Source organism: Salipiger sp. PrR003, assembly GCF_010500785.1.
GTDB classification, from domain to species: Bacteria; Pseudomonadota; Alphaproteobacteria; order Rhodobacterales; family Rhodobacteraceae; genus Salipiger; species Salipiger pacificus_A.
Map to the genome: position 1 here is coordinate 31,368 of NZ_JAAGOV010000087.1, position 25,226 is coordinate 56,593.

A 25,226-nucleotide genomic window follows, 5' to 3' on the forward strand; every position below is an offset into this window, starting at 1 on the left:
CCCGGCCCCCCGGGATATTCGACCTCGAAAGAGGCAGGGGGCGCTTCGGCGTGCCGTAAACTCGAAATGGCCCGCCGGTGGCATCCGGCATGGCCCGCCCGCAGCCCGCCTCGTCAGGCGACCAGACGCTCGGCTTTTTTCAGGTCCACCGAAACGAGCTGGCTGACGCCCTGCTCCTGCATAGTCACGCCAAAGAGCCGGTCCATCCGGCTCATCGTCACCGCGTGGTGGGTGATGATCAGGAAGCGGGTTTCCGTACGGCGGCACATCTCGTCGAGCAGGTCGCAGAAGCGCGTGACGTTGGCGTCGTCGAGCGGCGCGTCGACCTCGTCGAGCACGCAGATCGGTGCCGGGTTCGCAAGGAACACCGCGAAGATCAGCGCCAGCGCGGTCAGCGTCTGCTCGCCGCCCGAGAGCAGCGAGAGCGTCGAGAGCTTCTTGCCCGGTGGCTGGCACATGATCTCGAGCCCGGCCTCGAGCGGGTCGTCGCTCTCGACCATCACGAGATTGGCCTCGCCGCCGTTGAAGAGGTGGGTGAACAGCAGCCGGAAGTTGGCATTCACCTGCTCGAAGGCGGTCAGCAGCCGCTCGCGGCCCTCGCGATTCAGCGAGGAGATGCCTGCGCGCAGCGTGCGCACGGCTTCCTCGAGATCGGTCTTTTCCTGCGCCAGCGTGTCGTGCTCGCTGCGCACCTCTCGGGCGTCCTCCTCGGCGCGCAGGTTCACCGCGCCGAGGGCGTCGCGCTGGCGCTTGAGGCGGTTCACGTCGGCCTCGACCGCCTCGGAACTCGGCATGTCGGAGGGAGCCACATCGAGCCGAGCGAGCAGCTTCTCTGGGGTGGTCTCCTGCTCGTCCTCGATGCGCTCGGCGGCGGCGGCGACGGTTTCGCGCGCGGCCTCGACGCGCGCCTCGGCGCCAGCACGGGCCTCCCGCGCCTCGGAGGCTGCGCGTTCCGCGTCGCGCTCGGCGGCAATGGCGGCGCGCATGGCGCTCTCGGCGGCGGACAGCAGATCGGCGGCGGCGCTGCGGCGCTCCTCGGCCTCCTCGATCGAGCGAGCGAGTTCGTCGCGCTTGCCGGCGAGCGCGTCCGGCACAGCGCGCGCCTCGGCCAGCTCGCGCTCGTGGGTGGCCTTGCGTTCCGAGAGCTCGGCGCTGCGTTTCTCGGCCGTCTCCAGCCGGTGGCGCCAGCCCGAAAGCTCCTTGGTCACGGTTTGCTGGCGGCCCTTGCGGGCCTCTCCCTCGCGGCGCAGCTCGTCATGCGCCGAGCGGCGGGTCATCATGGTCATGCGGGCCGCCTCGACGGTCATCCGCACGTCCTCGGCCAGCGCCCGGGCGTTTTCCAGATCGCCCAGTTCCGACAGGGCGCGCTCGGCCTCGAGCACCTGCTTGCGCGCCGCCTCGGCCTCACCCTCGTGGCGGCTCACCGCCAGCCCGAGGCTCTCCAGCCGGCTCTCGGCCATGCTGCGGTCGCTTTCGGCCCGGTTGAAGGCACGCATGGCCTCGTTCACTTCGCGGTCGGCCTCGCGCCGGGTCTCGCGCGCCACCTTGTCAGCGCGGGTGAGATCCGCGAGCCGGGCGACCAGAGCATCATGCGCCACACGCATGGCCTCGACCTGTGCCTCGGCGCGGGCCATCTCGCTCTTCAACACCTCGCGCCGGTTGAGCTGCTCGAGCCGCAGGGCGGCGGCAGAGGGCGCATCCTCGGCCCCGGCACGGAAGCCATCCCAGCGCCACAGGTCACCCTCGCGGCTGACGAGACGCTGGCCGGGCTTCAGACGCGGCTGCAGGCGGGTGCCCTCGGCGCGCTCAACGAGACCGATCTGGCTCATCCGGCGCATCAGCACGCCCGGCACCGTGACATGCTGCGACAGCGCGCTCACCCCCTCGGGCAGCAGCTGCTGACTTTCATAGCGCGGCAGTTCGACCCAGCCCGAGGCCGCGCCCGCACCCACTTCGGGCGCGCGCAGGTCGTCGGCGAGCGCGGCGCCAAGCGCCTTTTCGAAACCCTGCGCCACCAGCAACTGGTCGAGCACCTGTCCGCCCTCGGAGGTATCGCGGTCGAGCAGCCGGGTGAGCGCGCCAACCTCGGCGCGCAGAGCGCTCGCCTCGCCCTCGGCCTCGGAGCGCTCGGCCCGGGCCTCGGCCTCGCGCGACTGACAGTCGGTTCGCGCTTCATCGGCCTGCGCCAGGAGTTCCTCGGCGCGGGCGGCCATGGCCTGCGCGTCCTCGGAGCGCGCCTGCGCGTCTTCCATGGCGCCGGTCGCCTCGGCCAGCTTGCCGCGCGCCTCGGCCACGGCGTCTCGCGCTTTTCCGGCCTCGCCCTCGTGGCGAAGCAGCGCCTTGCGCAGGTCGGCAAGATAGCGGTGCGCCGACTGGTGGCGAGCGGCGAGCCGCGCCACGTCCTCGGTCTGCTGGGTCAGCGCCAACTCGCGGTCCTGCAGCACGGCAGATGCCTCGGAAGCCGCGTCGGCGGCCTCGGCCAGCCGCTCGTCATGGCCCTCTGCGGCCTTGGCCAACTCGCGGGCTTCCCATTCAAGCTGGGCGATCGTCTCGCCGGCGTCGCGGTTGAGCGCGCCTTCCCGCTCGATGTCGAGGGCGATCTGCTCGATCCGGCGGGTCAGCGTCTCGATGGTGTCCTGCGCACGGGTCTCCTGTTCAGACAGCGCGTCGCGCTGCACCGCGAGGCGCTGCAGAATGGCGGCGGCAATGGCCTCTTCCTCGCGAAGGGGCGGCAGCGCCTCGTCGCGCTCGGCGCGCGCGCGTTCGGCCGCCCGGGCGGCGTTCTCGGCCTGAGCGGCGGCAGTGACGAGACCGCGGAGAACGTTTTCCGCCGCCTGACGCGCCTCCTCGGCCTCCATCCAGCGGCGGTAGAGCAGCAGCCCCTCGGCCTGCCGAAGCTCCGCGCCGATGGCGCGGTAGCGCTGCGCCTGCTTGGCCTGCCGGTCGAGCGTTCCGAGCTGTGCCGCAAGCTGCTCGATCACGTCGTCGACGCGCAGCAGGTTCGCCTCGGTGTTGTTCAGCTTCAGCTCCGCCTCGTGGCGGCGCTGGTAAAGGCCCGAGATGCCCGCGGCTTCCTCGAGGATCCGGCGCCGGTTCTTCGGCTTGGCGTTGATCAGCTCGGAGATCTGCCCTTGCCGCACCAGCGCAGGCGAATGCGCCCCGGTCGAGGCGTCTGCGAAGAGCATCTGCACGTCGCGCGCGCGCACGTCCTTGGCGTTCACCTTGTAAGCCGAGCCAACGTCGCGGGTGATCCGCCGGACGATCTCGAGCTGGTCCTGATCGTTGAAACCCGCCGGGGCGAGCCGGTCGCCGTTGTCGATGGTCAGAGCCACCTCGGCGAAGTTCCGGGCGGGGCGCGAGTGGGCGCCTGCGAAGATCACGTCTTCCATGCCCGCGCCGCGCATCGCCTTGGCGCGGTTCTCGCCCATCACCCAGCGCAGCGCCTCGAGCAGGTTGGACTTGCCGCAGCCGTTCGGGCCGACAACCCCCGTCAGCCCGTCGGCAATGACGAGATCCGTGGGATCAACGAAGCTCTTGAAGCCCGTCAGTCGAAGCCGTGTGAACTGCACTGCCGTGTCCTGATTCCGAAGTTAGCCCCGAATTTGCCGCCCCGCCGCGATCCAAGTCAAACGGTTTGCACCGGATGTGGCGGGCGCTTGCCAGTTGTCCACAAGATATTGCGGAAACTCCGCCATATTTGTGGGTTGACCATGGCGCAGGCCCGGCCAATATCCCAAGCGATGCCCAGAGGAAAGCTTTGATGTCGGTGACCATTCGTCCAGTTTCGCCCCGCGATCCGCGCGCCGAGGCGCTGCTGATAGCCAGCCATGCGCTGATGGAGTCGCTGTTCCCGCCGGAAGAGAACTACTTTCTCGACATCGACGCGCTCTGCGCCCCCGAGATCTCACTTTTCGGCGCCGAGGAGAACGGCGTGTTGCTGGGCTGCGCCGCCATCGCCCGCAAGGACGGCTACGCCGAGGTGAAATCGATGTTCGTCAGCCCCGAGGCGCGCGGCCTAGGCTTGGCACGCCGGCTGCTCGATCACCTCGAGCGGATTGCCCGCGACGAGGCCATCCCGCTGCTGAGGTTGGAGACCGGGGACAAGCTCCCTGCGGCCGTCGCGCTCTACGAGCAGACCGGCTTCGTCCCGCGCGGACCTTTCGGCGCTTACGTCGAGAACAGCTCAAGCCTGTTTTACGAAAAGGCGCTCTGAACGGCGCGGTCGCGGCAAGTCGCTCGCCCGGGTCCAAGGGTGCCGCAACCTGCCCCCGCTGCCAGCAATGCGAAGCTAAGGCAGGCTGGCGCGACCGCGGAAAAACGCCCGCCCCATGGCAAGTTCGTGCGCAAAGTCTTGTGCGTATGTATGAAACTCTCGCGATCTTCGCCGCGGTGCGGTTGCCAGAGACCCGTCCAGCGCTCAGACTTGTCCCGGTTCGCGCAGCGCTCGTGCCCTGTGCCCAAATGGAGCCTCGCCATGTCCCACGGCCCCCTGCCCTCCGATCCGCGCAAGAAATGGGGCTGGATGCTCGTTCTGGGGATCATCCTAATCCTCGGCGGCATTGGAGCCTTGGTGCATCCCTTTGCCGCCTCGCTCACCGTGCTGACGATTTCGGCGATCGCCTTTGTCGCGGCGGGGGCCTTGCAGCTCTGGATCGCCTTCAACGCGCAGGCCAGCACCGGCGCGCGGCTCGCCGAGGCCATTCTCGGGCTGCTCGTGCTGGCTTTCGGGGTCTTCCTGCTGGCCAACCCGGAGCGCGGGCTCGTCTCGCTGACCTGGCTGATCGCGCTATTCTTCCTCGCCCTCGGCGTCGTGCGCATCGCCATCGGCTTCGCGCTTCGTCAGCGCTCGGGATGGATTTGGTTGGTCTTCGCCGGGCTCGTGTCGGTGGTCCTCGGGGTCCTGATCATGGCGACGCTGCCAGACTCGGCGATGGGCCTCCTGGGCTTCTTTCTCGGCATCGACCTGCTGAGCTCCGGCATCGGCGCAACGCTCATCGCGCTGCACATGCGCACCCATTAGCGGCCTGCAGCCTCAGAAATTCACCTCGACGCCGGGCAGGTCCAGCGCCGAGACCAGCTCGCGCAGTTCCTGGCGCGCGGCGACATTCGAGATGTTGAGGTTGCCGACCCCGATGTCCTTGAGGTCGAGCAGCGTCAGCCCGCGCGGGAACAGCTCGCGGAAGATCACCCTCTCGTTGAAGCCGGGCGCGATGCGGAAACCGATGCGCTTCGAGAGCTTGGTCAGTGCCTTTTCCATCTTCATCTTGTTGACCATGTTCTGCGCCCCGAGACGGTTGCGCAGCACCACCCAGTCGATTGGCTGCAGCCCGGCCTGGGCCCGCAGCTGGCGGGCGTTCCAGACCATCTCGGAATAGACCGAAGGGCCAAGGATCTTGTCGCCATCACTATCGACATGGGCGAGCAGGTCGAAATCTATGAAGCTGTCGTTGAGCGGGGTGATCAGCGTGTCGGCCAGCGAATGCGCCACCTGGCTCAGGCGAGTGTGCGAGCCGGGGCAGTCGATCAGCACGAAGTCGCAGTCGGTCTCGAGCTGCGCCACCGCCTTGGACAGCCGGTGATCAAAGGCGTTCTCGCCGGGCGCCAGCGCCTCGGGCGCGACCTCGGGCAGCTCGAGGTAGAGGGGGATCGGCAGTTCGAGCCCCTCGCGCTTGCAGAAGGCGCGGCGGTTCTCGATGTAGCGGCCCACCGAGCGCTGCCGCAGGTCGAGATCCAGCGCGCCGGTGCGGTGCCCCATGCGTGCCAGAGCGGTTGCCACGTGCATCGAGACGGTGGACTTCCCCGCCCCGCCCTTCTCGTTTCCTACGACGATGATATGTGCCACGCTGTCCCCTCGTGCTGCCGCCCACATGTTTGGCTGTGCTTGCGGTATGCACACACTATATGGGGTCAACTTCAAGGAAAAGACTTCTGAGGGCCCCGCGTCCCAACCTTTTGGGGCGTTGCGGCCCTGCCGCGCCCCCCAAAAGCAAAAGCCCGGCCATGGGCCGGGCTCTGCAAGCATCTTTGGGTCGGAAAGATCAGTGCAGCTTGGCACCGATTTCCTTGATCGACGCGTCCACGAGGGCCGCCTTGTCCTTGGCGCCGAGCTGCGTCGCGATCACGTCGCGGGCAGCGTCCACGGCCACGGCAATCGCGCGGTCGCGCACTTCCCGGACAGCCGAGTTCTCGGCGGACTTGATCTGCTCCTCGGCAGCCGCGAGGCGGCGGGCGATGGAGTCGTCGAGGTCCTTGCGGGCCTGCTCGGCAGCGCTTTCGGCGTCGACCTTGGCCTGAGCCACGATCTTCTCCGCCTGCTCTTGCACTTCCCGCTGCTTGCGCTCGTAGGAGGCCAGCAGGGTCTGTGCTTCTTCGCGCAGCGCGCGGGCTTCTTCAAGCTCGTTGCGAATGCCTTCGGCACGGCGATCGAGCTGGCCGCCCAGCATCTTCGGCACTTTGAAGTACACGAGGACGGCAAGGAACAGCAGGAAGCCGAGCAGCACCACGAAGTCGGTGTTGCGCAGCGAGAAGAACGGGCCGGAGGCGGCCAGCGCGGGGCTGGCCATCAAGGTGCCGAGCGCGCTCAGGGTCATGAGTTTGCGCATGGGATCAGCCTTTCATCCGGTTGGCCACGGCCGCGTCGATCGCGGCCTGGTCGGCAGAGGTTCCCAGGGCCGCCACGATGGCTTCCGCGGTTTCCTTTGCAACGGCCTCGACGCTTTCCACGGCAGAGGCGCGGATCCCGGCGAGGACCTTCTCAGACTCGGCCGACTTCTCGGCGATCTTGGCGTCTGCCTCGACCGTTGCGGCGTCGAGCTTTGCCTTGATCTCGTCGCGGGTCTTCTGCGCGATGGCCTGTGCCTCGGTACGGGCATCGGCAAGCGCCTTCTCGTAGGCCGCTTCCGCGTCCTTCGCCTGGCGCTTCAGTTCTTCCGCGGCGGAGATGTCGTTCGTGATGGTGCCCTGACGCTCGGCCAGGACGGATGCGATCCGCGGCAGAGCGATGCGCGACAGCACGAAGAAGATCACCACCAGAGTGATGATGAGCCAGAAGATCTGGTTCGGAATCCACTCGCCGCAAAGCTGCGGCATCCCGATGGCGGAGCCATGGGCGTCGACGCAGACACCGGCCATTTCTTCCTGAATGGGTTCGACCGCCATGTCGTCCTCCGTCGGAACGTTGTCTCTACTTGGGGCGGCCCGTCAATGACGGCGCCGCCCCCGCGTAAGGATAAGGTCCCGAAGGATTAGACGGCGAACATCAGCAGCAGAGCGACGAGGAACGAGAAGATCCCCAGTGCTTCTGCGAATGCGATGCCGATGAAGAGGGTGGCGGTCTGCGATGCAGCTGCCGACGGGTTGCGCAGGGCGCCGCCCAGGAAGTTTGCAGCAACGTTACCCACGCCGAGGGCTGCGAGGCCCGAACCCAGGCCTGCGAGGCCGGCGCCGATGAACTGACCGAGGTTTGCGATATCGCCTTCCATTTGAGTCTCTCCTTACGATGGAATTGGATGGATAGAGGTTGTCCGGACCGGCCTGCCCTTAGTGGGCAGGGTGCAGCGCGTCCTTGAGGTAGACGCAGGTCAGGATGGTGAACACGTAGGCCTGGATGAAGGCCACCAGAACTTCGAGCCCGTAGATCGCGGTGATCGCGACGATCGACACCGGCGAGACGACGGCCAGCGCGGCGAAGCCTGCGAAGACCTTCATCACGGCGTGACCGGCCATCACGTTGCCAGCAAGACGGATCGAGTGGCTGACCGGGCGGACGAAGTAGGAAATGATCTCGATCACGGCGAGGATCGGGCGCAGCGCCAGCGGCGCCGAGGTCACCCAGAACAGGCCGAGGAAGTGCACGCCGTTCTTGACGAAGCCGAGGATGGTCACACCGAGGAACACGCAGAGCGCCAGCACCCAGGTCACCGCGATGTGCGAGGTGGTGGTGAAGCTCATCGGGATGAGACCGAGGAAGTTCGAGAAGACGATGAACATGAACAGCGTCATGATGTACGGGAAGTACTTCAGGCCATCCTTGCCGGTGACGTCCTCGACCATCTTGTAGATGAAGCCATAGGCCAGTTCGGCGACCGACTGGCTGCGCGAGGGGATGATCGCGCGGCGCGAGGTGCCCAGCACCATGACGCCGATGATCGCGAGGATGCAAAGGAACATCCACAGCGTCGCGTTGGTGATGGTGAACATGCCCACGTCACCGGCTCCGAAGAGCGGTTTGATCATGAACTGGTCCATCGGGTGGAAGGACAGGCCGCCTTCTACCGCGTGTTCTGCCATATCAGCACCGTGAGCCGCTTCAGTCGCCATCGCCGCGATCCCTCTTCTCGTCATCTCCGGGCGTGCCGGAGGATTGTCCCTCTCCGGCGCTGCCGGAAGTTTGTTTTGCCTGGATCTCGGCGGCGGTCCGCAGCATCACGCGGATGCCCGCCACGAGGCCCAGCAATGTGAAGAGCACCATGAGCCACGGCATGGTCCCCAAGAGGATGTCCAAGCCGTAGCCGATGCCGAAGCCGATCCCGAGACCGGCCACCATTTCCGTCACCATCCGCCAGGCGACATTGGCCTGAGAATAGTGTTCCTCCTGGTGCGACTTCCGGGTCTCCCGGGCAGCCTTGGCCGCCGCGATCTTCGCCTCCAGCGCGTCGAGTTGCCGCTTCGGATCGGGATCGCCCACCATTTCGCTCCATTCGGACGTTCGAGGGAGTTGCTATGCGGAGGGGGGCTCTAAGTCAACCCGCCGTGAACGCCTGAAATATGACCTCAAGTCATTGATTTCCCTCAGTCTGTTAAGGAAGCCCCAGCACAGCAACCGCGCGCTAGCGCCAACATCGGCGCGAAACCATATTCAACCCCGGGGTTGAGTATGTCGAAACCGCCGCCACGGCGCGGCTTGACGCCCTGCCCCACTCCGGCGCTTATGAGCGCATGCAACCCGATCTCGACATCGTCTTCGCCGCCCTGGCCGATCCCACGCGGCGACGCATCCTCGCCATGCTGCTCGAGGACGACATGGCGGTGACCGATGTGGCCGAGCCCTTCGAGATGTCATTGGCGGCGATCTCCAAGCATCTGGCGATCCTCGCCACAGCCGGGCTGATCAGCCAGGAGAAACGTGGCCGGGTGAAATGGTGCAAACTCGAGCCCGATGCCCTGCGAGAGGCCTCGGTCTGGATGCAGGGGTTCGGGCAGTTCGAGGCGATCAATCTCGACGCCTTCGAACGCTTCCTGCGGGTCGAGCTGAGACCGGATGATCCCGCGCATAACGACTTGGCCCGCGACGACGTTCCGTAACGTCCGAGACCGTCGAACGCATTTGCCCCCTATCCGTCCCGCAGCAGCAACAGCAGCGCCACGACAGACAGGCCGACTCCGACAAGGATCAACGCCGGCGGCGCGCCCCGGCCAAGGCCGATCTCCCACAGGATCACCCAGCTCGGGATAAGGTAGGTATAGGCCATGACCTTGGCGCTCGGCAGGCGCATCGCGGCGAATTGCAGCAGCGCGGTGCTCAGCGCGGTCGCTGCGACCGTGGTGTAGAGGATCGTCACCCAGACGATGCGCGGCAGCGCGCTCCAGTCGGTGTCCAGGATGTCGCGCCAGCCCCAGAGGATCAGCACAAGCGTGCCGGCCACCATCGTACCGAGCGCAAAGACCAGCCCCGGCTCGCCCCGGTTCAGGCGCGGCACCAGCGGTGCATAGACGGCATGGGCGGCGCAGCCGACGAAGAAGATCATCTCACCGCGTCCCGGCGCGAAACGCAGCAGCGCCTCAAGGTCAGCACGGAAGATCACCCAGAGCGCGCCCGCCCCGCCGATGGCCAGCGCCAGCGCGATGCGCCGGCTCATCCTCTGGCGCAGCAGCAGCCAGCCAAAGCCTGCCGCCATGACCGGGGTCAGCGTGAAGACCGCCGACATGCTCACCGCCTCGGCGGTCTTCAGGCCTTCGAACATCAGCACGAAGTAGACGGCCATCAGCCCGCCAATCAGCAGGTATCGCCAAGGCGCCGTGAGCGCTGCGCGCTGCACGCCGCCGCGTGCCTGCACGACAAGGAAAAGCAGCGCGGTCGCCATGAGGAAGCGTGTCGCGTTCAGCGCCGCCGGGGCGATATGCGGCGCCGCCATGGAGCCGAGCGAAAACGACCCGGCGACAAGCGCCGAGAAGGCCAGCATCGCGAGATGGCCACGTCCACTTTCAGTAAGGGTCACGCCGCGTCCTGCTCCGCGGCATAGGCCTTCAGGTGCTTGAGAAAGGCTTGGACCTTGGGCGTGCGGTGCAGATCGACGTGGGTCACCAGCCAAAGAGGCGACGACCAGTCCTCCTGCGGCGGCAGCACCTGCACCAGTTCGGGGTCCGTCTCGCCCTCGGTCACCGACATGAACCCCATGCCCGCCCCGGCGCGGATCGCCTGCAACTGCACCCGGTCGTCAGAGGTCCGGAAGACGATGCGCTCCTGCGGCACATGCCCCTTCATCCAGCGGTTGGAGGGCGCTCGGGAATCGAGGTCGTCGAAGCCGACAAAGTCATGCGTTGCCAGGTCCGCCGCGCCCTCGGGTTTGCCTTTGCGCGCGATGTAGGATTTCGCGGCGTAGAGCGCGACCGACTGGCGGTCGAAAGGTTGGACGACGTTGTCCGGCTCTTGCGGCGCGGCCCCGGCGCGCAGCGCCACATGCGCCTCGCCGTACTCGAGCCGGAACAGGCGCGAGCCGGTCAGGTAGCGCACCGTGACATCCGGGTAGGCCTCGCGGAAGGAGGTCAGCGCGCCGATCATCAGCGTCGAGAAGTTGACCAGCGAGGTGACCAGTAGCTCTCCCGACACCGCCTCGCCCCGACCCTTGATTCGGCCGACAAGCTGCTGGAACTGGTCGTCAGTGCATTGCGCGACCCGCGATAGGTCGCTGCCCGCCTCGGTCGGCGTGTAGCCGCGGGCGTGCCGCTGAAACAACTTCACCCCAAGCCGCGCCTCGAGCGCATCGATATGCCGGATCACCGTGGCGTGGTGCACCCCGAGGACCTCGGCGGCGCCGCTGACGGTGCCCAGCCGCGCCACATGGTAGGCGGTGCGAATCTCGTCCCAGTTGTCCATCGGTCTCTCCTGTGCACCCGCTCACGCTGTGGCGCTAGAAAGCGCGAAGCGGTGCGGGAATGCAAGGCACCAGCGCGGCAAACGCCACGAACGCGCGGATCCGAAACGACAAACGCCCGGCCGAGGCCGGGCGTTCTCAGGCCACGCCGGGGCGCGGCTCCTGTCCGAAAGGATCAGTCCGAAGTGTCCGAGCTGTCGTCGCCGTCCGAGGCAGCAGCGATCAGCGCGATGGCTGCCAGGCCACCGGCCACGGCCAGAGCTGCACCGCTCGACGGAGCAGCAACCGGAACCACAGCATAGGGCTCGTCTTCAACGACGACCGGTGCCGGCGAGCCGGCCAGAGCTGCGGAAGCGCCGATCATGGAGATGACGGCTGCGGAAGCAAACAGTTCTTTGAGTTTCATATTCGCACCTATCAATTGAGCGTCTTCAGACTTTGACATAGCGTCATTCTGGGCACCGGGCCAGAAATAAATAAGAAAATATGCTTGATAGGCGGGCATCGGCACGAAGTGTGCCCATTTTGCAAACGCTCCGCCGCGTTGCGCTGCCGCTAGGGCAACTCATCTTGCGGTTTTTGCCCGCTTCTCACCCGCTCCCGCACGGCACCCCTGCTTTGCTTGACTCGCCGCACCTGGAGGCGTACATCGCGCGCAATCCACCGGGAGTCCCATCGCTTCCGGTCCCTTGGGCCTATGCCCGGGATCGCCCTCCGTCAGCGCGTTGCGCCCACGGAGGCGTTTTCGCATTGGCGCACGGGCCCGACAAGACGGCGCTTCCGGCGTCACATTTGATTCTACGCCGCGCGGCCCCCATCTCGGGTCTGCACACCAGATACGGACCAGAGAAGAAGGAGCCAGACGGCCCATGTTCGAATCTCTTTCCGAACGCCTCGGCGGCGTCTTCGACCGCCTCACCAAGCAGGGCGCCCTCTCCGAGGATGACGTCCGCACCGCCCTGCGCGAAGTGCGCGTCGCCCTGCTCGAGGCCGACGTCTCGCTGCCCGTGGCGCGCCAGTTCATCAAGGCCGTCGAGAAAAAAGCCACCGGCGCCGCGGTCACCAAGTCGGTGACCCCCGGCCAGCAGGTGGTGAAGATCGTCCATGACGAGCTGATCGCCACACTCGCCGGTGAAGGCGAGCCCGGAGCGCTGCGCATCGACAACGCGCCCGCGCCGATTCTGATGGTCGGCCTGCAGGGCTCGGGCAAGACCACCACCACCGCCAAGCTTGCCAAGCGCCTGAAAGAGCGCGACCGCAAGAAGGTGCTGATGGCCTCGCTCGACGTGAACCGCCCGGCGGCCATGGAGCAGCTGCAGATTCTCGGCCAGCAGATCGGCGTCGACACGCTGCCGATCGTCAAGGGCGAGGACCCGGTCGCCATCGCCAAGCGCGCCAAGACCCAGGCCAGCCTTGGCGGCTATGACGTCTATATGCTCGACACCGCGGGCCGCCTGCACATTGACGCCGAGCTGATCCAGCAGGCCGCCGACGTGCGCGACGTGGTGAGCCCGCGCGAGACGCTGCTGGTGGTCGACGGTCTCACCGGTCAGGACGCCGTCAACGTCGCCACCGAGTTCGACGACAAGATCGGCGTCTCGGGCGTGGTGCTGACCCGGATGGACGGCGACGGCCGCGGCGGCGCCGCGCTTTCGATGCGTGCGATCACCGGCAAGCCGATCAAGTTCGTCGGCCTCGGCGAGAAGATGGACGCGCTGGAGACCTTCGAACCCGAGCGCGTCGCCGGCCGCATCCTCGGCATGGGCGACATCGTCGCGCTGGTGGAAAGGGCGCAGCAGACGCTCGAGGCCGAGCAGGCCGAGCGCATGATGAAGCGCTTCCAGAAGGGTCAGTTCAACATGAACGACCTGAAGATGCAGCTCGAGCAGATGATGAAGATGGGCGGCCTCGGCGCGATGATGCAGATGATGCCCGGCGCCGCGAAGATGGCCAAGCAGATGGACGAGGCCGGTCTCGACGACAAGATCCTGCGCCAGCAGATCGCGCTCATCAACTCCATGACCAAGAAGGAGCGCGCCAACCCGCAGCTCCTGCAGGCCTCTCGCAAGAAGCGCATCGCGGCGGGCGCGGGCATGGAAGTGGCGGATCTCAACAAGCTGCTGAAAATGCAGCGCCAGATGTCCGACATGATGAAGAAGATGGGCAAGATGGGCAAAGGCGGCATGCTGAAGCAGGCCATGAAAGGCATGTTCGGCGCAAAAGGTCCCGGCGGCATGCCCGAGGGCATGGACCCCTCGCAGATGGACCCCAAGCAGATCGAGGCCGCGGCCAAGGCGATGGGCGGCAAGATGCCCGGCGGACTCGGCGGTCTCGGCGGCATGCCCGGCATGGGCGGCGGCGCGCTGCCGCCGGGCCTCGGCGGCTTCGGCAAGAAAAAATGAGCGAACTGCACCCCCTCCCCCTTCCCTCGCAAGAGGTGACGACCCCGACCGCCGAACAGGCAGCCGGCACGGAGGGCGTGCGCGCCGCCAAGGCCCTCGCGGGCGACCCCTTCGCGCTCTATGGCGCGCCAGAAGACGATTCGGATGGCAGCGTGGAGGCCTACGCATGAGCCTTGTCACCGCCCCCCGCCTCGAAACCGAACGACTGATCCTGCGCGGCCCCGAAGCCGGTGACGCAGAGGCGATGATCGCCTTCCTGCTCGACCGCGAGCGCTCGGAGGGATTCGGCGGCTACGACCATCGCGGCGATGCCTGGCGCTGGTTCGCGCTGAACGTCGGCCACTGGCACCTGCGCGGATACGGCTATTTCACGATCGAAGAAAAGGCGACCGGCACGCCCGCTGGCATCTGCGGCATCTGGAACCCCGAGGGCTGGCCCGAACCCGAGATTGGCTGGGTCGTGTTCGAGGGCTACGAAGGTCGCGGCATTGCCAGCGAGGCCGCGCTGCGCGTGCGCCGCTATGCCTACGAGGACCTCGGCCTCAAGACGCTGACGTCGAATATCGTGCCGGGCAACACGCGCTCTGTCGCGCTGGCCGAACGTCTGGGCGCGATCTACGAGCGCACCTACAAGAACTACCACATGGGCGAGGACATGCTCTATCGCCACCCTCCCGCCGAGGAGGTGCTGGCATGAGCGTCGTGATCCCCACCATCGAGACCGAACGCCTGGTCCTGCGCGCTCCGCAGTTGGATGATCTCGAGGCGATGTGCGCCTTCTATGCCGAGCCGCGCTCGCATTTCGTTGGCGGCCCGGTCGACCGCGGCCACGTCTGGCGCACGCTGCTGCGCTCGGCCGGCCACTGGCAGATCCGCGGCTACGGCATCTGGCACGTCACCGACCGCGAGAGCGGCAGGATGGCCGGCTTTACCGGGCCGCTCAACCACATCGAATGGCCCGAACCCGAGCTCGCCTACTCGATCTTCTCTGAGTTCGAAGGCCGCGGCTACGCCTATGAGGCGGCCTCCGCCGCCCGTGCCGCCGCCGCGACGCACTTCGGACTGACCCGACTGATCAGCCTCGTCGACCCGGGGAACGACCGCTCGCGCGCCTTGGCCCTGCGCCTTGGCGCCAGCTTCGAGCGCGAAGAAATGGTATTGGGCCACGTCGCCCACATCTATCGCCACCCGGAGATCGACGGATGAGCCTCGCGATGCAGCCCCAAACCGCTCCGGCGGTGCCCGCAGCCGTGCTGCAGGGAATTCCCGAGCTGGAAACGGCCCGGCTGGTGCTGCGCGCGCCGAAGTCCGAGGATTACCCGGACTTCAAGGCCACCTTCGCCTCCTACCGCTCGCGCTTCATGGGCGGGCCGCTCAATGCCTACGAGACCTGGATGCTCTACGCCGCCGAGATCGGTCACTGGCAGATCCGCGGCTTCGGCATGTGGATGATCCACCTGCGTGAGACCGGCGAGACCGTGGGCATGGCCGGCGGCTGGTTCCCGGCCAAATGGCCCGAGCGCGAGATCGCCTGGATCATCTGGCCGGACCGCGGCGGCAAGGGCTACGCGCTCGAGGCCACGCAGCGCGTGCGACAGTATTTCTACGACGAGGCCGGATGGGATGGGGCGGTCAGCTACATCGACCCCAAGAACCTCGATTCCATCCGTCTTGCCGAACGGCTCGGGGCCCGCAAGGATCCCGCGGCCGCAACCGTCGATGGCAGCGACGCCGTCTACCGCCACCCGGCGCCCGCGGCGCTGCGCGGCAGCCAGCTCGCGCATGGCATCGACATGGAGATCGCCAACTACATCGATCCGCTCTTCAAGCCGAAGGGATGGGCCGTTGACTGACGCGATTTCCCCCAAGTCCCGGCGCGCGGTTCCTGCCGCCTCCGATGCACGCGTCGTGCATGGGATGTGCACGGAGTGTGCCCCCTCTTTCTTGTTCAAAGGAGTCGAGCATGAGTGATCCCGCCGCCCGCGCCGCAGACCTTCTGAAAGAACACCGCGAAAGCATCGACCGGCTGGACGCGATCCTCGTGTTCACGCTCGCCGAGCGGTTCAAGCACACGCAGTCCGTGGGGGTCCTCAAGGCCACCCACGAGCTGCCCCCCTCCGACCCCGCGCGTGAAGAGCAGCAGATCGCGCGGCTCAAGGACCTGGCGGAGAAAGCGGATCTCGATCCGGCCTTCGCCGAGAAATTCCTGAACTTCATCATTCAGGAAGTCATCAAGCACCACGAAAAACACCAATCCTGACAGGGCTTTGCCCGTCACGAAACGCCATACTCAAGGAGATACCCCCATGGCCATGAAAATCCGTCTTGCCCGCGGTGGCTCGAAAAAGCGCCCCCACTACGCAATCGTCGCCTCCGACTCGCGCATGCCGCGTGACGGCCGCTTCCTCGAGAAGCTGGGCACCTACAACCCGCTGCTCGGCAAGGACGATGAGCGCCGCGTGGTCATGAACGTCGAGCGCATCCAGTACTGGCTCGGCCAGGGCGCCCAGCCGACCGACCGTGTTGCACGCTTCCTCGAAGCGGCAGGCGTCGTCGAGAAGAAAGAGCGCAGCAACCCCAAGAAAGCCGTCCCGGGCAAGGCAGCCACCGAGCGCGCCGAAGCCAAGGCAGCAAAAGCAGCAGCAGCCGCCGAGGCCGCAGCAGCACCGGCAGAAGAGACCGCAGAGTAATTCTCCGCGGCATCAATGCCACAATAAGGGGTGCGCAGGAGAAATCCTGCGCACCCTTTTTGGTTGACGCTTGGATAACTTGCATCCGCGGCCTACCATCAGTCCGGTACTGCCTTGCGAACACCGGGATATCTGCCATGCCGCTGCTCCGCCCCCTTGCTGCCAAGACCGGCGCGCTGACGCTCGTGACCCTGCTGCTCGCAGGCCCGGCGCTGGCGCAGGACTTCGTGACACCCGAGACGATCGGCGACGGCGCCCCGGTGACCCAGCCGGTCACCTCGACCCAGTCCCCGGGCAACAGCTTCACCTTCACCCTGCGCGCCGGCGTGGCCACCCAGCCGAAGTTCTTCGGCTCGGACGAATACGACGTCGGCCCCGACATCGGCTTCCGCTTCCGCCACCTGCGCCTGCGCGGCCTGCCCGAGGTCGGCGACACCGACCCCTGGGCGGAAGATTACGGCTGGGACTTTCACGGCTCGTTCCGCTACCTCGGCGAACGCGACGCCAGCAATGACCCGGACCTCGAGAGCCTGCACGACATCGATCCGAGCTACGAACTCGGCTTCGGCATCGGCTTTGCCGGACCGAACTACGAGGCATTCGCCGACATCCGCCGCGGATTCGGCGGTCACGAGGGCTACGTCGGCTCGGTCGGGCTCGACTATGTCGCTCGCCCCGACGACCGCTGGCGGCTGACCGTCGGCCCACGCTTCATCTGGGCCAACGACGCGTTCATCGACACTTACTCTGGCGTCGACCCCGACGAGGCCACCGCCGATCTACCGGCCTACGATCCTGAGGGAGGGCTGATCAGCGCCGGCATCCAGGTCGGCGCGCGGTACAAGATCAACGACCTCTGGGGTGTCGAAAGCGCGCTGAACTGGGACAACCTGCAGGGCGACGCCGCCGACAGCCCGATCGTCGACACCGGCGACAATGACCAGTGGCGCTTCCGCATTGGGGTGACCCGGGTCTTCAACCTGCGGTTCTGAGCCTTTCGGAGATTGCACAAGCGGGCCGGGTCGCGCTATCCCCGCCCTCACCGGCCCCGGCGCCCCGCGCACCGGGCCGGGCAAGCGCAATGACGGGAGGCGCATCGAAGTGGACGAGATGATCTGTGTCGGCGTTCTGGGCGGCGCCTTCGGCGTGCATGGCGAGGTGCGGCTAAAGAGCTACACCGCTGACCCCGAGGCGATTGCCGATTATGCCCCGCTCACCTCCGAGGACGGCAGCCGCAGCTTCGATCTGCAGATCACCCGCCCGCTGAAGGACGGCTTTGCCGCGCGACTCTCGGACGTGCGCACCAAGGAAGAGGCAGACGCCCTGAAGGGGCTGCAGCTTTTTGCGCCCCGCGACCGGCTGCCTGACCTTCCCGACGACGAGTATTACTATACCGACCTGATCGGGCTGACCGTTCTCGACACCGGCGGCGCCGAGATCGGCAAGGTGAAGGCGGTGCTCAACCACGGCGCCTCGGACCTGCTCGAGCTGATCGTGCCCGGCGCTTCCTCCACGGTCCTGCTGCCCTTCACCCGCGCAGTGGTGCCGACCGTCGACCTTGCCTCTGGCCGGATCATCGCAGACCCACCCGAGGGGTTGCTGGAATAACCCTGCACCGGGCTGCGACCGGACACCGAGAAGTCCCGCGCCCCGGAAACGAGGAGGCCGAAACTCACCGATTGTTCCCCAAAAGGTGATGATTCCGGGTCTTTGGTGAATTCTGTCCAGATTCCCAAGGGGCTATGCTAGGCTTACGCCAGTGTTCTTAACCCAATGTTTCGTCCCGAGGTTTGGTGTTGTGTTTTCAGTGGTCCGTCTTGGCCTGCGGGCGCGGTATGCGCCGTTTCTCCTCCTTTGTCTTATCGCCAGCCTGAGTGTTGCAGCCGTTGCGCCGGCCCTGGGTCATGAGCGGCTTTTCCTTTTCGCCGCGCTTTGGCTGCTTGGCGTGTTGGCGGCGCTCGCGGCGCGCGCCTCGCTGCGCCGGTTCCGCGCTGCGCGGCCCGTCCTGCTGACCCGCCGCGCGCTGCGCCGCCCGCCCCTGCCGCTCCCGCCCGTGCGGCAGATGCGCGCCGAGCTGGCGCGTCTGCTGAGCAGCCCGGCGCCCCTTGGCACGCAACCGGAAAGCCCCGAATACGCGCTCCGGCGCATTCTCGAACGCGGGCTTGCCTGCCACCGTGCCCGCAGCGCCGCCGAGCTCACCCCTCGCGGGGTTACCGAGTTGTGGCTGCTGGTCACGCTCCTGCGGGCGACGCCCGAGCGCGCCGGGGGCCTCGCCCGGTGCTTCCGGCTGCCGGACATGGTGCTCGACCTGCACGACCGGCTGCGCCGGATTGCGGTCCAGCATGCCGAGGCCACCGCGCACACGCCCCTCTCGACCGGCGGCTGATTCCAGCGGCCCACACCCTGCTATCCGGCCGGGTCCGAACTCCATGGCTTGAGCCGCGGACGCTCCGCCGCTAGACGGGGGGCGCGATCCAGAGGGGCGCGAAGGATACCCGACATGACCGACACACCGCAGCGCGCCTCGGGCCGCAAGACCATCCGGCCCAGCCTGACGCCGCGCGAGCTGATGACCGAGGCCCCGGAGCTCGCCCGCGCCTTTCAGGCGCAGGTGATCACCCTGCTGCCCGATGCTTTCCCCGGCGTGCTGGGCCATTCGCTTACCGGCCGCGCCTTGCAGGATGGGCTGTGGCAGCTCAGCACAGTCGCGCTGCGCGAGTTCGGCGAGGGCAGGCACCGCAATGTCGACGACACCCCCGCCGGCGGTGGCGCTGGCATGGTGCTGCGCCCCGACGTGATGGGCCGTGCCATCGAACACGCCCGCGCCCGCATGCCCGCCCGCGCGCCGCTGATCTACCTCAGCCCGCGCGGCCGCCGCTTCGACCAGCAGATGGCGCAGCGCCTGGCGCAGGAGCCCGGCGTCACGCTGATCTGTGGCCGTTTCGAGGGTCTCGACCAGCGGGTGATCGACCATTACCAGATCATCGAGGTCTCGCTCGGCGACTTCGTCCTCACCGGCGGCGAGATCGCCGCTCAGATGCTGCTCGACGCGACCATCCGGCTGATCCCCGGCGTGCTCGGCAATGCCTCCTCGACCGAGGAAGAGAGTTTCTCCAACGGGCTGCTTGAGCATCCGCAATACACCCGACCGGCCGACTGGCAGGGTCACCGCATCCCCGACGTGCTGCTGTCGGGCAACCACGCCGCGATCGAGGCCTGGCGCCGCGCGCAATCCGAAGATATCACCCGCGCCCGCCGCCCCGATCTCTGGCAGGCGCACGAGGCGCGCGCCGCCCAAGACAAATCCTGACCGCGCCGCCCCTCTTCTAGACCCAAATATCCCGTGGATCGCGAGGGGCAGCGCGCCTCGCTCCTGCCCGCGCTCACGCGGGCCCAAACCCGCAGTTTTCCCTTGATCCAGCGCCCTTCCGCGCCTATATGGCGCCAATCCACGACGCCGCTCGGCGACTCGTGGAGTCGTCCGTTCCCGCCTCTCGCGTTTCTTCGGCGCGGCCCGAGCGGTCCGGACGCGGCCTCTGGCCACCCAGAAGACAAAGATGTTGTTACCTCCCGCGGGCGCCAAGGCGGACCCGGTCGAAGACACGGAGCTCTGAGAACGCGACACCTTCACGGGAAAAACCGTGAGCAGATAGGAGAGCGTCAGATGGATCTGATCGCACAGCTCGAGGCGGAGCAAATTGCCGCCCTGGGGAAAACCATCCCTGACTTCAAGCCCGGCGACACCGTGCGCGTCGGCTACAAGGTGACCGAAGGTACGCGTACCCGCGTGCAGAACTACGAAGGCGTCTGCATCAGCCGTAAGAACGGCAAGGGCATCGCCGGCTCGTTCACCGTCCGCAAGATTTCCTTCGGTGAGGGCGTCGAGCGCGTCTTCCCGCTCTATGCCACCAACATCGACTCGATCGAGGTGGTGCGCCGCGGCAAGGTCCGTCGCGCCAAGCTGTACTACCTTCGTTCGCGTCGCGGCAAATCCGCCCGTATCGCAGAGCAGACCAACTACAAGCCGCTCGCCGGCGCCGACGCATAAGGAGAGCCGTTATGAAAAAGGGCATCCACCCCGACTATCACGTCATCGACGTCAAGATGACCGACGGCACCATCTACCAGACCCGTTCGACCTGGGGCAAGGAAGGCGACCAGATGTCTCTCGACATCGACCCGACCGTGCACCCGGCCTGGACCGGTGGCTCGTCGCGTCTGCTGGACGCCGGCGGCCGCGTGTCGAAGTTCAAGAAGAAATACGAAGGCCTGGGCTTCTGATCCCATCCCTTCCGGATTTCGGAAAACGCCGTCCCTCGGGGCGGCGTTTTTCTTTGCGGGTTCCGGACCCGAGAATCTCCCCTGATACACCGTGATCGGGCAGCCTGCGCCGAGCCACAACCACGGGTATCTTGGACGTCTGTGCTTCTTGCCGATCCGCTTGGAAAGACACCTACACCTCGCCGACATTCGCAAGACACCAACGACATTGCCGAATGACAGGCCCAAGCCGGCGCGCACGGCTAAGCTGGTTAGGAGAAGACACTGCCGCTGGTGACCTGGACGGTCTCGCTGGGCAGGAGAACGTGGCTAGCAAGCTCCCAGACCGTCAGGCGCTAGGCAAGATATTCTTCTGGAAATTAAACCGTTACGCGGACAATGTTCTTCGCGATGGAATTTCCGCGGAACATGAGTTTCGCTCTTCACAAATTCCCTTTATTGAATATATAGGTGTCACATCCCCGACTCCTCTTGGGGAACGCGCAATTCAGGACCTTGCCCATGCGACTTCCCCGCCTGACCCGCTACCTGCCGATCCTCGACTGGGCGCGAACCTACGATCGAGACACTGCGACCTCGGACCTCGTGGCCGCGGTCATCGTGACAGTCATGCTGATCCCGCAGTCGCTGGCCTATGCCCTGCTTGCCGGGCTGCCCGCCGAGATGGGGCTTTATGCCTCGATCCTGCCGCTGGTGGCCTATGCGATCTTCGGCACCAGCCGGGCGCTGGCCGTGGGCCCAGTGGCCGTGGTCTCGCTGATGACCGCCGCGGCGATCGGGCAACTCGGGCTCAGCGATCCCGCGCAGATCGCGCTCGCCGCGGTCACACTGGCCTTCATCTCCGGCGTCTTCCTGGTGGCCATTGGTGTGCTGCGCCTCGGCTTTTTGGCCAACTTCCTCAGTCACCCGGTGATCGCTGGTTTCATCACCGCCTCGGGCGTGCTGATCGCCGCCTCGCAGCTCAAGCATATCTTCGGCATCAGCGCCGAGGGCCACACGCTGGTCGATCTTGTTGGCGCGCTGATTGCCCACCTGCCCGAGACCAACGGCATCACACTGGCAATCGGGGTCGCCGCCACGGCCTTCCTGTTCTGGGTCCGCAAGGGGCTGAAGCCGATGCTCCGCAAGATGGGGTTCGGTCCGCGGATGGCCGATATCCTCGCAAAGGCCGGACCCGTCGCCGCGGTTGCTGTGACCACGCTGCTCACCTGGGGTCTTGGCCTGAACGAGATGGGTGTGAAGGTCGTGGGAGATGTGCCGACGGGCCTGCCGCCCTTCTCGGTGCCCTCCTTTGACCTGGGCATGTGGAAGACGCTGCTGATGCCGGCGATCCTGATCTCGATCATCGGCTTCGTGGAATCGGTCTCGGTCGCCCAGACCCTCGCCGCAAAGCGCCGCCAGCGGATCGATCCCGATCAGGAGCTCATTGGCCTCGGCGCCTCGAACATCGGCTCGGCGCTCTCGGGCGGTTTCCCGGTCACGGGCGGCTTCTCGCGCTCGGTGGTGAACTTCGACGCGGGCGCCGAGACTCCCGCCGCGGGCGCCTATACCGCCGTGGGGATCGGCCTTGCGACGCTGCTCCTGACGCCGCTGTTGTTCTTCCTGCCCAAGGCCACGCTGGCCGCTACGATCATCGTCGCGGTGCTGAGCCTCGTCGATTTCTCGATCCTCAAGAAGACCTGGACCTACTCCAAGGTCGACTTCACCGCCGTTTCAGCCACCATCGTGCTGACCCTGCTTGTCGGCGTCGAGGTCGGCGTCTCGGCGGGTGTGCTGCTGTCGATCCTTCTCCACCTCTACAAGACCTCGAAGCCGCATGTGGCCGAGGTCGGTCTGGTGCCGGGCACACATCACTTCCGTAACGTGCTGCGCCACGAGGTCGAGACCCTGCCGGGCGTGCTGACCCTGCGGGTGGACGAGAGCCTCTATTTCGTCAACGCGCGCTTTCTCGAGGAATACGTGCTGAGCCGCGTCGCCGAGTGCCAGAACCTGCGCCACGTGGTGCTGATGTTCCCGGCGGTGAACGAGGTCGACATGAGCGCGCTGGAGACGCTGGAAGAGATCAACCGGCGCCTGTCGGAACAGGGTATCACCCTGCACCTGACCGAGGTGAAGGGCCCGGTGATGGACCGGCTCAAGCGCTCTCACTTCCTGCACGAACTCTCCGGGCAGGTGTTCCTGTCGCAATACGAGGCCTGGTGTGCCCTAAAGCCGGAGGCGTCCTCCGGGGCCGAGCACAAAGGCCTCGCGGCCCAGTAGCAGACCCGGTCGGAGCGGGCGCCCGTAACCCGCTCCGCCATCCATGTTGAGACGGTTCGAATAGAGCTGCGGCGCATCGAGCGCCGTATGGCCATGCACCACCAGCCGCCCCCAATCGCCCTGCCAGTCGAGGAAGGGCGCGCGGATCCACACTAGATCATCCTCCTTCTGGTAGTTGAGCAGCACCCCCGGTCGCAGCCCAGCGTGGACGAAGATGTGATCTTCGGTCTCATGCAGACGCGGCAGGTTCGCGATCCAGTCGCGGTGGGCCTGTGGGACCGCCTCCAGCGCATCGGCATGGATGTCGTGAAGGTCGCGCCCCTCGCTCACGTCCACCCCGTAAGAGGCCAGCGTGCGCGCCCCGCCCAGCGGCGGATCGGTCCAGAGCAGCGGACGCGAAACGTTGGGGTCCATGTAGCGCGGATTGCCCAGGTAGCGGAGCAGGAAGCGGTCGTGGTTGCCCATCAGGCAGGTCCAGGGCCGACCCTCGGCCTGTCCCTGCATCAGCAACTCGATCACCGCGCGGGAGTCGGGTCCGCGGTCGACGTAATCGCCCAGGAAGACGATGGGCGCGCCGGCGTGGGCGTCGTTTGCGATGTACTCGAGCGCTTCATGTAGCCGGTCAATCTGGCCATGAATGTCACCGATGACGAATATGGGCATGATGAGAGGTCCTTTCCGTAGGGTCTACTTGGACCCCGGCGCCGGGGGAGGCAAGGGCGGGCGCACCGCTAAACCCGCGCAGCGGCGCGACCTCACGAAAAAGGGGCGCCCCGCGAGGCGCCCCTGTCTTCTCTGTCCCTGTCGTACCTTCGGCCTTTGGCCTTCTTATCAGGCGACGTCGAATTCCAGCGGTTTGACCTGCTGGAAGAGGCCAGTATCGCGCAGCGCGGACACCACGCCCTCGTCGATCGCCTCGTCGAGGTAGGCAATGGCGATCGCCTCGCCCCCCGCCGCGGCGCGGCCGAGAGTGAAGTTCGCGAGGTTGACCTTGTGGTCGCCCAGCATCGAGCCCAGCTTGCCGATGATGCCCGGCACGTCCTTGTTGGTGGTGTAGAGCATGTGCTCGCCCACCTCGGCCTCGATGTTGATGCCCTTGATCTGGATGAAGCGCGGCTTGCCATCCGAGAACACGGTGCCCGCGACCGAACGCTCGCGCTTTTCAGTGACCACGGTAACCTTGATGTAGCCGTCGAAGGCGCCCGACTGTTCCTGGTTGGTGGTCGAGATCTGGATGCCGCGCTCCTTCGCGATCACCGGGGCCGAGACCATGTTCACCTCGGGCGAGATGGTCTTCATGATGCCTGCGATCAGCGAGCAGTTCAGCGCCGGCAGGTTCATCTCGGCAACAGAGCCATCATAGAGGATGTTGATCGCGGTAATCGCCTCGTCGGTCATCTGGCCGATGAAATTGCCGAGGTGGCCAGCAAGCTTGATCCACGGCCCCATGACCTTGGCTTCCTCGGCGGTCACCGAGGGCATGTTCAGCGCGTTGGTCACGGCACCCGTCAGCAGGTAGTCGGCCATCTGTTCGGCCACCTGCAGCGCGACGTTCTCCTGCGCTTCGGTGGTCGAGGCGCCGAGGTGCGGTGTGCAGACCACATTGGGCAGATTGAACAGCGGGTTCTCGGTGGCGGGCTCCTGGGCGAAGACGTCGAAGGCGGCGCCGGCCACGTGGCCCGACTTCAGCAGCTCCGCCAGCGCCTCCTCGTCGACGAGACCGCCGCGGGCGCAGTTGATGATCCGCACGCCCTTCTTGGTCTTCGCGAGGTTCTCGCGCGCGAGGATGTTGCGGGTCTGGTCGGTCAGCGGCACGTGCAGCGTGATGAAGTCGGCACGGGCGAGCAGCTCGTCGAGCTCGACCTTCTCCACACCCATCTTGTCGGCCTTCTCGTGGCCCAGGAAGGGATCATAGGCCACGACCTTCATCTTCAGGCCGCGGGCGCGGTCGCAGACGATGCCGCCGATGTTGCCGGCGCCGATCACGCCGAGGGTCTTGCCGGTCAGCTCGACGCCCATGAACTTCGACTTTTCCCACTTGCCTGCGTGGGTCGAGGCGGAGGCCTCCGGCAGCTGCCGGGCGACGGCGAACATCATCGCGATGGCGTGCTCGGCAGTGGTGATCATGTTGCCGAAGGGGGTGTTCATCACGATGACACCCTTCTTCGACGCGGCTTCCTTGTCGATGTTGTCGGTGCCGATGCCCGCGCGGCCGACGACCTTCAGACGGGTGGCATTCTCGAGGATCGAGGGCGTCACCTTGGTGGCCGAGCGGATGGCGAGACCATCGTAGTCGCCGATCACGGCGGCGAGCGCCTCCTTGTCCTTGCCCAGCTCGGGGCGGAAATCGACCTCGATGCCGCGATCGCGGAAGATCTGGACGGCAGCGTCGGAAAGCTTGTCGGAGATGAGAACCTTGGGAGCCATGACAGCGGTCCTTTCGGGGGAAAATCTGGATGCGAGGAGAGACGGGACCGCCCGTGCGGTCCCGCGATTTCGTC

The 25,226-nt window shown here is 66.4% G+C and carries 29 protein-coding genes; 17 read left to right on the plus strand and 12 right to left on the minus strand.

All coding sequences use genetic code 11. The features are described from left to right. Positions 1–113: 113 nt before the first annotated feature. Positions 114–3,569, minus strand: coding sequence for a chromosome segregation protein SMC (gene smc, locus G0D83_RS26685; RefSeq protein WP_164197575.1), 3,456 nt, complete (start codon positions 3,567–3,569; stop codon positions 114–116). Positions 3,570–3,760: 191 nt separating this feature from the next. Here smc and G0D83_RS26690 point away from each other — a divergent pair, with 191 nt between their 5' ends. Further along, entirely contained in the window at positions 3,761–4,213 is a 453-nt protein-coding gene (locus tag G0D83_RS26690; RefSeq protein ID WP_164197576.1) for a GNAT family N-acetyltransferase, read from the plus strand. A 261-nt stretch (positions 4,214–4,474) separates the two neighbouring features. Further along, on the plus strand, positions 4,475–5,020 hold the full coding sequence (locus G0D83_RS26695) for an HdeD family acid-resistance protein (RefSeq protein WP_164197577.1): 546 nt from the start codon (positions 4,475–4,477) through the stop codon (positions 5,018–5,020). Positions 5,021–5,032: 12 nt separating this feature from the next. Here G0D83_RS26695 and G0D83_RS26700 read toward each other — a convergent pair whose 3' ends face one another. From G0D83_RS26700 to G0D83_RS26725, 6 genes are all read right to left on the minus strand, one after another. Next, positions 5,033–5,842: a division plane positioning ATPase MipZ gene (locus tag G0D83_RS26700; protein ID WP_164197578.1), complete on the minus strand. Its 810-nt coding sequence runs from the start codon at positions 5,840–5,842 to the stop codon at positions 5,033–5,035. A gap of 196 nt (positions 5,843–6,038) precedes the next feature. Beyond that, positions 6,039–6,602: a F0F1 ATP synthase subunit B gene (locus tag G0D83_RS26705; protein ID WP_164197579.1), complete on the minus strand. Its 564-nt coding sequence runs from the start codon at positions 6,600–6,602 to the stop codon at positions 6,039–6,041. A 4-nt stretch (positions 6,603–6,606) separates the two neighbouring features. Then, entirely contained in the window at positions 6,607–7,158 is a 552-nt protein-coding gene (locus tag G0D83_RS26710) for a F0F1 ATP synthase subunit B' (protein ID WP_108964440.1), read from the minus strand. Between the two features lie 86 nt (positions 7,159–7,244). Beyond that, the gene (locus G0D83_RS26715) at positions 7,245–7,481 is read right to left on the minus strand and encodes a F0F1 ATP synthase subunit C (RefSeq protein ID WP_092427884.1); all 237 of its coding nucleotides are present in this window, start codon (positions 7,479–7,481) and stop codon (positions 7,245–7,247) included. A gap of 58 nt (positions 7,482–7,539) precedes the next feature. Beyond that, complete coding sequence (locus tag G0D83_RS26720; protein ID WP_108964439.1) at positions 7,540–8,319, minus strand: F0F1 ATP synthase subunit A; 780 nt, start codon at positions 8,317–8,319, stop codon at positions 7,540–7,542. Then, positions 8,309–8,686, minus strand: a complete 378-nt coding sequence (locus tag G0D83_RS26725) for an AtpZ/AtpI family protein (protein ID WP_108967490.1) — start codon at positions 8,684–8,686, stop codon at positions 8,309–8,311. The genes G0D83_RS26720 and G0D83_RS26725 overlap by 11 nt, the downstream gene beginning before the upstream one ends. A 251-nt stretch (positions 8,687–8,937) precedes the next feature. Here G0D83_RS26725 and G0D83_RS26730 point away from each other — a divergent pair, with 251 nt between their 5' ends. Then, positions 8,938–9,303 carry a helix-turn-helix transcriptional regulator gene (locus G0D83_RS26730; protein WP_164197580.1) on the plus strand — a complete coding sequence of 122 codons (366 nt, stop codon included), beginning with the start codon at positions 8,938–8,940 and terminating at the stop codon, positions 9,301–9,303. 29 nt (positions 9,304–9,332) lie between these two features. Here G0D83_RS26730 and G0D83_RS26735 read toward each other — a convergent pair whose 3' ends face one another. The 3 genes from G0D83_RS26735 to G0D83_RS26745 form a co-directional block, all read right to left on the minus strand. After that, on the minus strand, positions 9,333–10,217 hold the full coding sequence (locus tag G0D83_RS26735) for a DMT family transporter (RefSeq protein ID WP_370457326.1): 885 nt from the start codon (positions 10,215–10,217) through the stop codon (positions 9,333–9,335). Further along, positions 10,214–11,095, minus strand: a complete 882-nt coding sequence (locus G0D83_RS26740; protein ID WP_164197581.1) for a LysR family transcriptional regulator — start codon at positions 11,093–11,095, stop codon at positions 10,214–10,216. The genes G0D83_RS26735 and G0D83_RS26740 overlap by 4 nt, the downstream gene beginning before the upstream one ends. 173 nt (positions 11,096–11,268) lie before the next feature. After that, on the minus strand, positions 11,269–11,499 hold the full coding sequence (locus tag G0D83_RS26745) for a hypothetical protein (RefSeq protein ID WP_164197582.1): 231 nt from the start codon (positions 11,497–11,499) through the stop codon (positions 11,269–11,271). Positions 11,500–11,962: 463 nt separating this feature from the next. On the opposite strand from G0D83_RS26745, the gene ffh reads away from it, so the two are divergent. From ffh to G0D83_RS26815, 14 genes are all read left to right on the plus strand, one after another. Further along, positions 11,963–13,495: a signal recognition particle protein gene (gene ffh, locus G0D83_RS26750; protein WP_164197583.1), complete on the plus strand. Its 1,533-nt coding sequence runs from the start codon at positions 11,963–11,965 to the stop codon at positions 13,493–13,495. Next, positions 13,492–13,665 carry a hypothetical protein gene (locus G0D83_RS26755; protein ID WP_164197584.1) on the plus strand — a complete coding sequence of 58 codons (174 nt, stop codon included), beginning with the start codon at positions 13,492–13,494 and terminating at the stop codon, positions 13,663–13,665. Before ffh ends, G0D83_RS26755 begins: the two co-directional genes overlap by 4 nt. After that, positions 13,662–14,192 carry a GNAT family N-acetyltransferase gene (locus G0D83_RS26760; RefSeq protein ID WP_164197585.1) on the plus strand — a complete coding sequence of 177 codons (531 nt, stop codon included), beginning with the start codon at positions 13,662–13,664 and terminating at the stop codon, positions 14,190–14,192. Before G0D83_RS26755 ends, G0D83_RS26760 begins: the two co-directional genes overlap by 4 nt. After that, the gene (locus G0D83_RS26765; protein ID WP_164197586.1) at positions 14,189–14,701 is read left to right on the plus strand and encodes a GNAT family N-acetyltransferase; all 513 of its coding nucleotides are present in this window, start codon (positions 14,189–14,191) and stop codon (positions 14,699–14,701) included. The genes G0D83_RS26760 and G0D83_RS26765 overlap by 4 nt, the downstream gene beginning before the upstream one ends. After that, positions 14,698–15,348 (plus strand): GNAT family N-acetyltransferase, encoded by a 651-nt coding sequence (locus tag G0D83_RS26770; protein ID WP_235940304.1) that lies wholly within the window; start codon positions 14,698–14,700, stop codon positions 15,346–15,348. The genes G0D83_RS26765 and G0D83_RS26770 overlap by 4 nt, the downstream gene beginning before the upstream one ends. A gap of 110 nt (positions 15,349–15,458) precedes the next feature. Further along, complete coding sequence (locus G0D83_RS26775) at positions 15,459–15,755, plus strand: chorismate mutase (protein ID WP_092427867.1); 297 nt, start codon at positions 15,459–15,461, stop codon at positions 15,753–15,755. Positions 15,756–15,801: 46 nt separating this feature from the next. Then, positions 15,802–16,185, plus strand: coding sequence for a 30S ribosomal protein S16 (rpsP, locus tag G0D83_RS26780; RefSeq protein ID WP_164197587.1), 384 nt, complete (start codon positions 15,802–15,804; stop codon positions 16,183–16,185). A 137-nt stretch (positions 16,186–16,322) separates the two neighbouring features. Further along, the gene (locus G0D83_RS26785) at positions 16,323–17,177 is read left to right on the plus strand and encodes a MipA/OmpV family protein (RefSeq protein ID WP_164197588.1); all 855 of its coding nucleotides are present in this window, start codon (positions 16,323–16,325) and stop codon (positions 17,175–17,177) included. 109 nt (positions 17,178–17,286) lie between these two features. After that, positions 17,287–17,793, plus strand: coding sequence for a ribosome maturation factor RimM (gene rimM / locus G0D83_RS26790; RefSeq protein ID WP_164197589.1), 507 nt, complete (start codon positions 17,287–17,289; stop codon positions 17,791–17,793). 190 nt (positions 17,794–17,983) lie between these two features. After that, on the plus strand, positions 17,984–18,571 hold the full coding sequence (locus G0D83_RS26795; protein ID WP_164197590.1) for a hypothetical protein: 588 nt from the start codon (positions 17,984–17,986) through the stop codon (positions 18,569–18,571). A gap of 114 nt (positions 18,572–18,685) precedes the next feature. After that, positions 18,686–19,495, plus strand: a complete 810-nt coding sequence (gene trmD / locus G0D83_RS26800) for a tRNA (guanosine(37)-N1)-methyltransferase TrmD (RefSeq protein WP_164197591.1) — start codon at positions 18,686–18,688, stop codon at positions 19,493–19,495. Positions 19,496–19,849: 354 nt separating this feature from the next. Further along, positions 19,850–20,233: a 50S ribosomal protein L19 gene (gene rplS / locus G0D83_RS26805; protein ID WP_095883016.1), complete on the plus strand. Its 384-nt coding sequence runs from the start codon at positions 19,850–19,852 to the stop codon at positions 20,231–20,233. 11 nt (positions 20,234–20,244) lie between these two features. After that, positions 20,245–20,466, plus strand: a complete 222-nt coding sequence (gene rpmE, locus G0D83_RS26810) for a 50S ribosomal protein L31 (RefSeq protein ID WP_095883017.1) — start codon at positions 20,245–20,247, stop codon at positions 20,464–20,466. A 501-nt stretch (positions 20,467–20,967) separates the two neighbouring features. After that, the gene (locus G0D83_RS26815; protein WP_164197592.1) at positions 20,968–22,725 is read left to right on the plus strand and encodes a SulP family inorganic anion transporter; all 1,758 of its coding nucleotides are present in this window, start codon (positions 20,968–20,970) and stop codon (positions 22,723–22,725) included. Here G0D83_RS26815 and G0D83_RS26820 read toward each other — a convergent pair. Beyond that, positions 22,672–23,388, minus strand: coding sequence for a metallophosphoesterase (locus tag G0D83_RS26820; RefSeq protein ID WP_203595116.1), 717 nt, complete (start codon positions 23,386–23,388; stop codon positions 22,672–22,674). The two genes, G0D83_RS26815 and G0D83_RS26820, sit on opposite strands and share 54 nt — an antisense overlap. Before the next feature lie 168 nt (positions 23,389–23,556). Continuing rightward, on the minus strand, positions 23,557–25,152 hold the full coding sequence (serA, locus tag G0D83_RS26825; protein WP_164197593.1) for a phosphoglycerate dehydrogenase: 1,596 nt from the start codon (positions 25,150–25,152) through the stop codon (positions 23,557–23,559). Positions 25,153–25,226 lie beyond the last annotated feature (74 nt).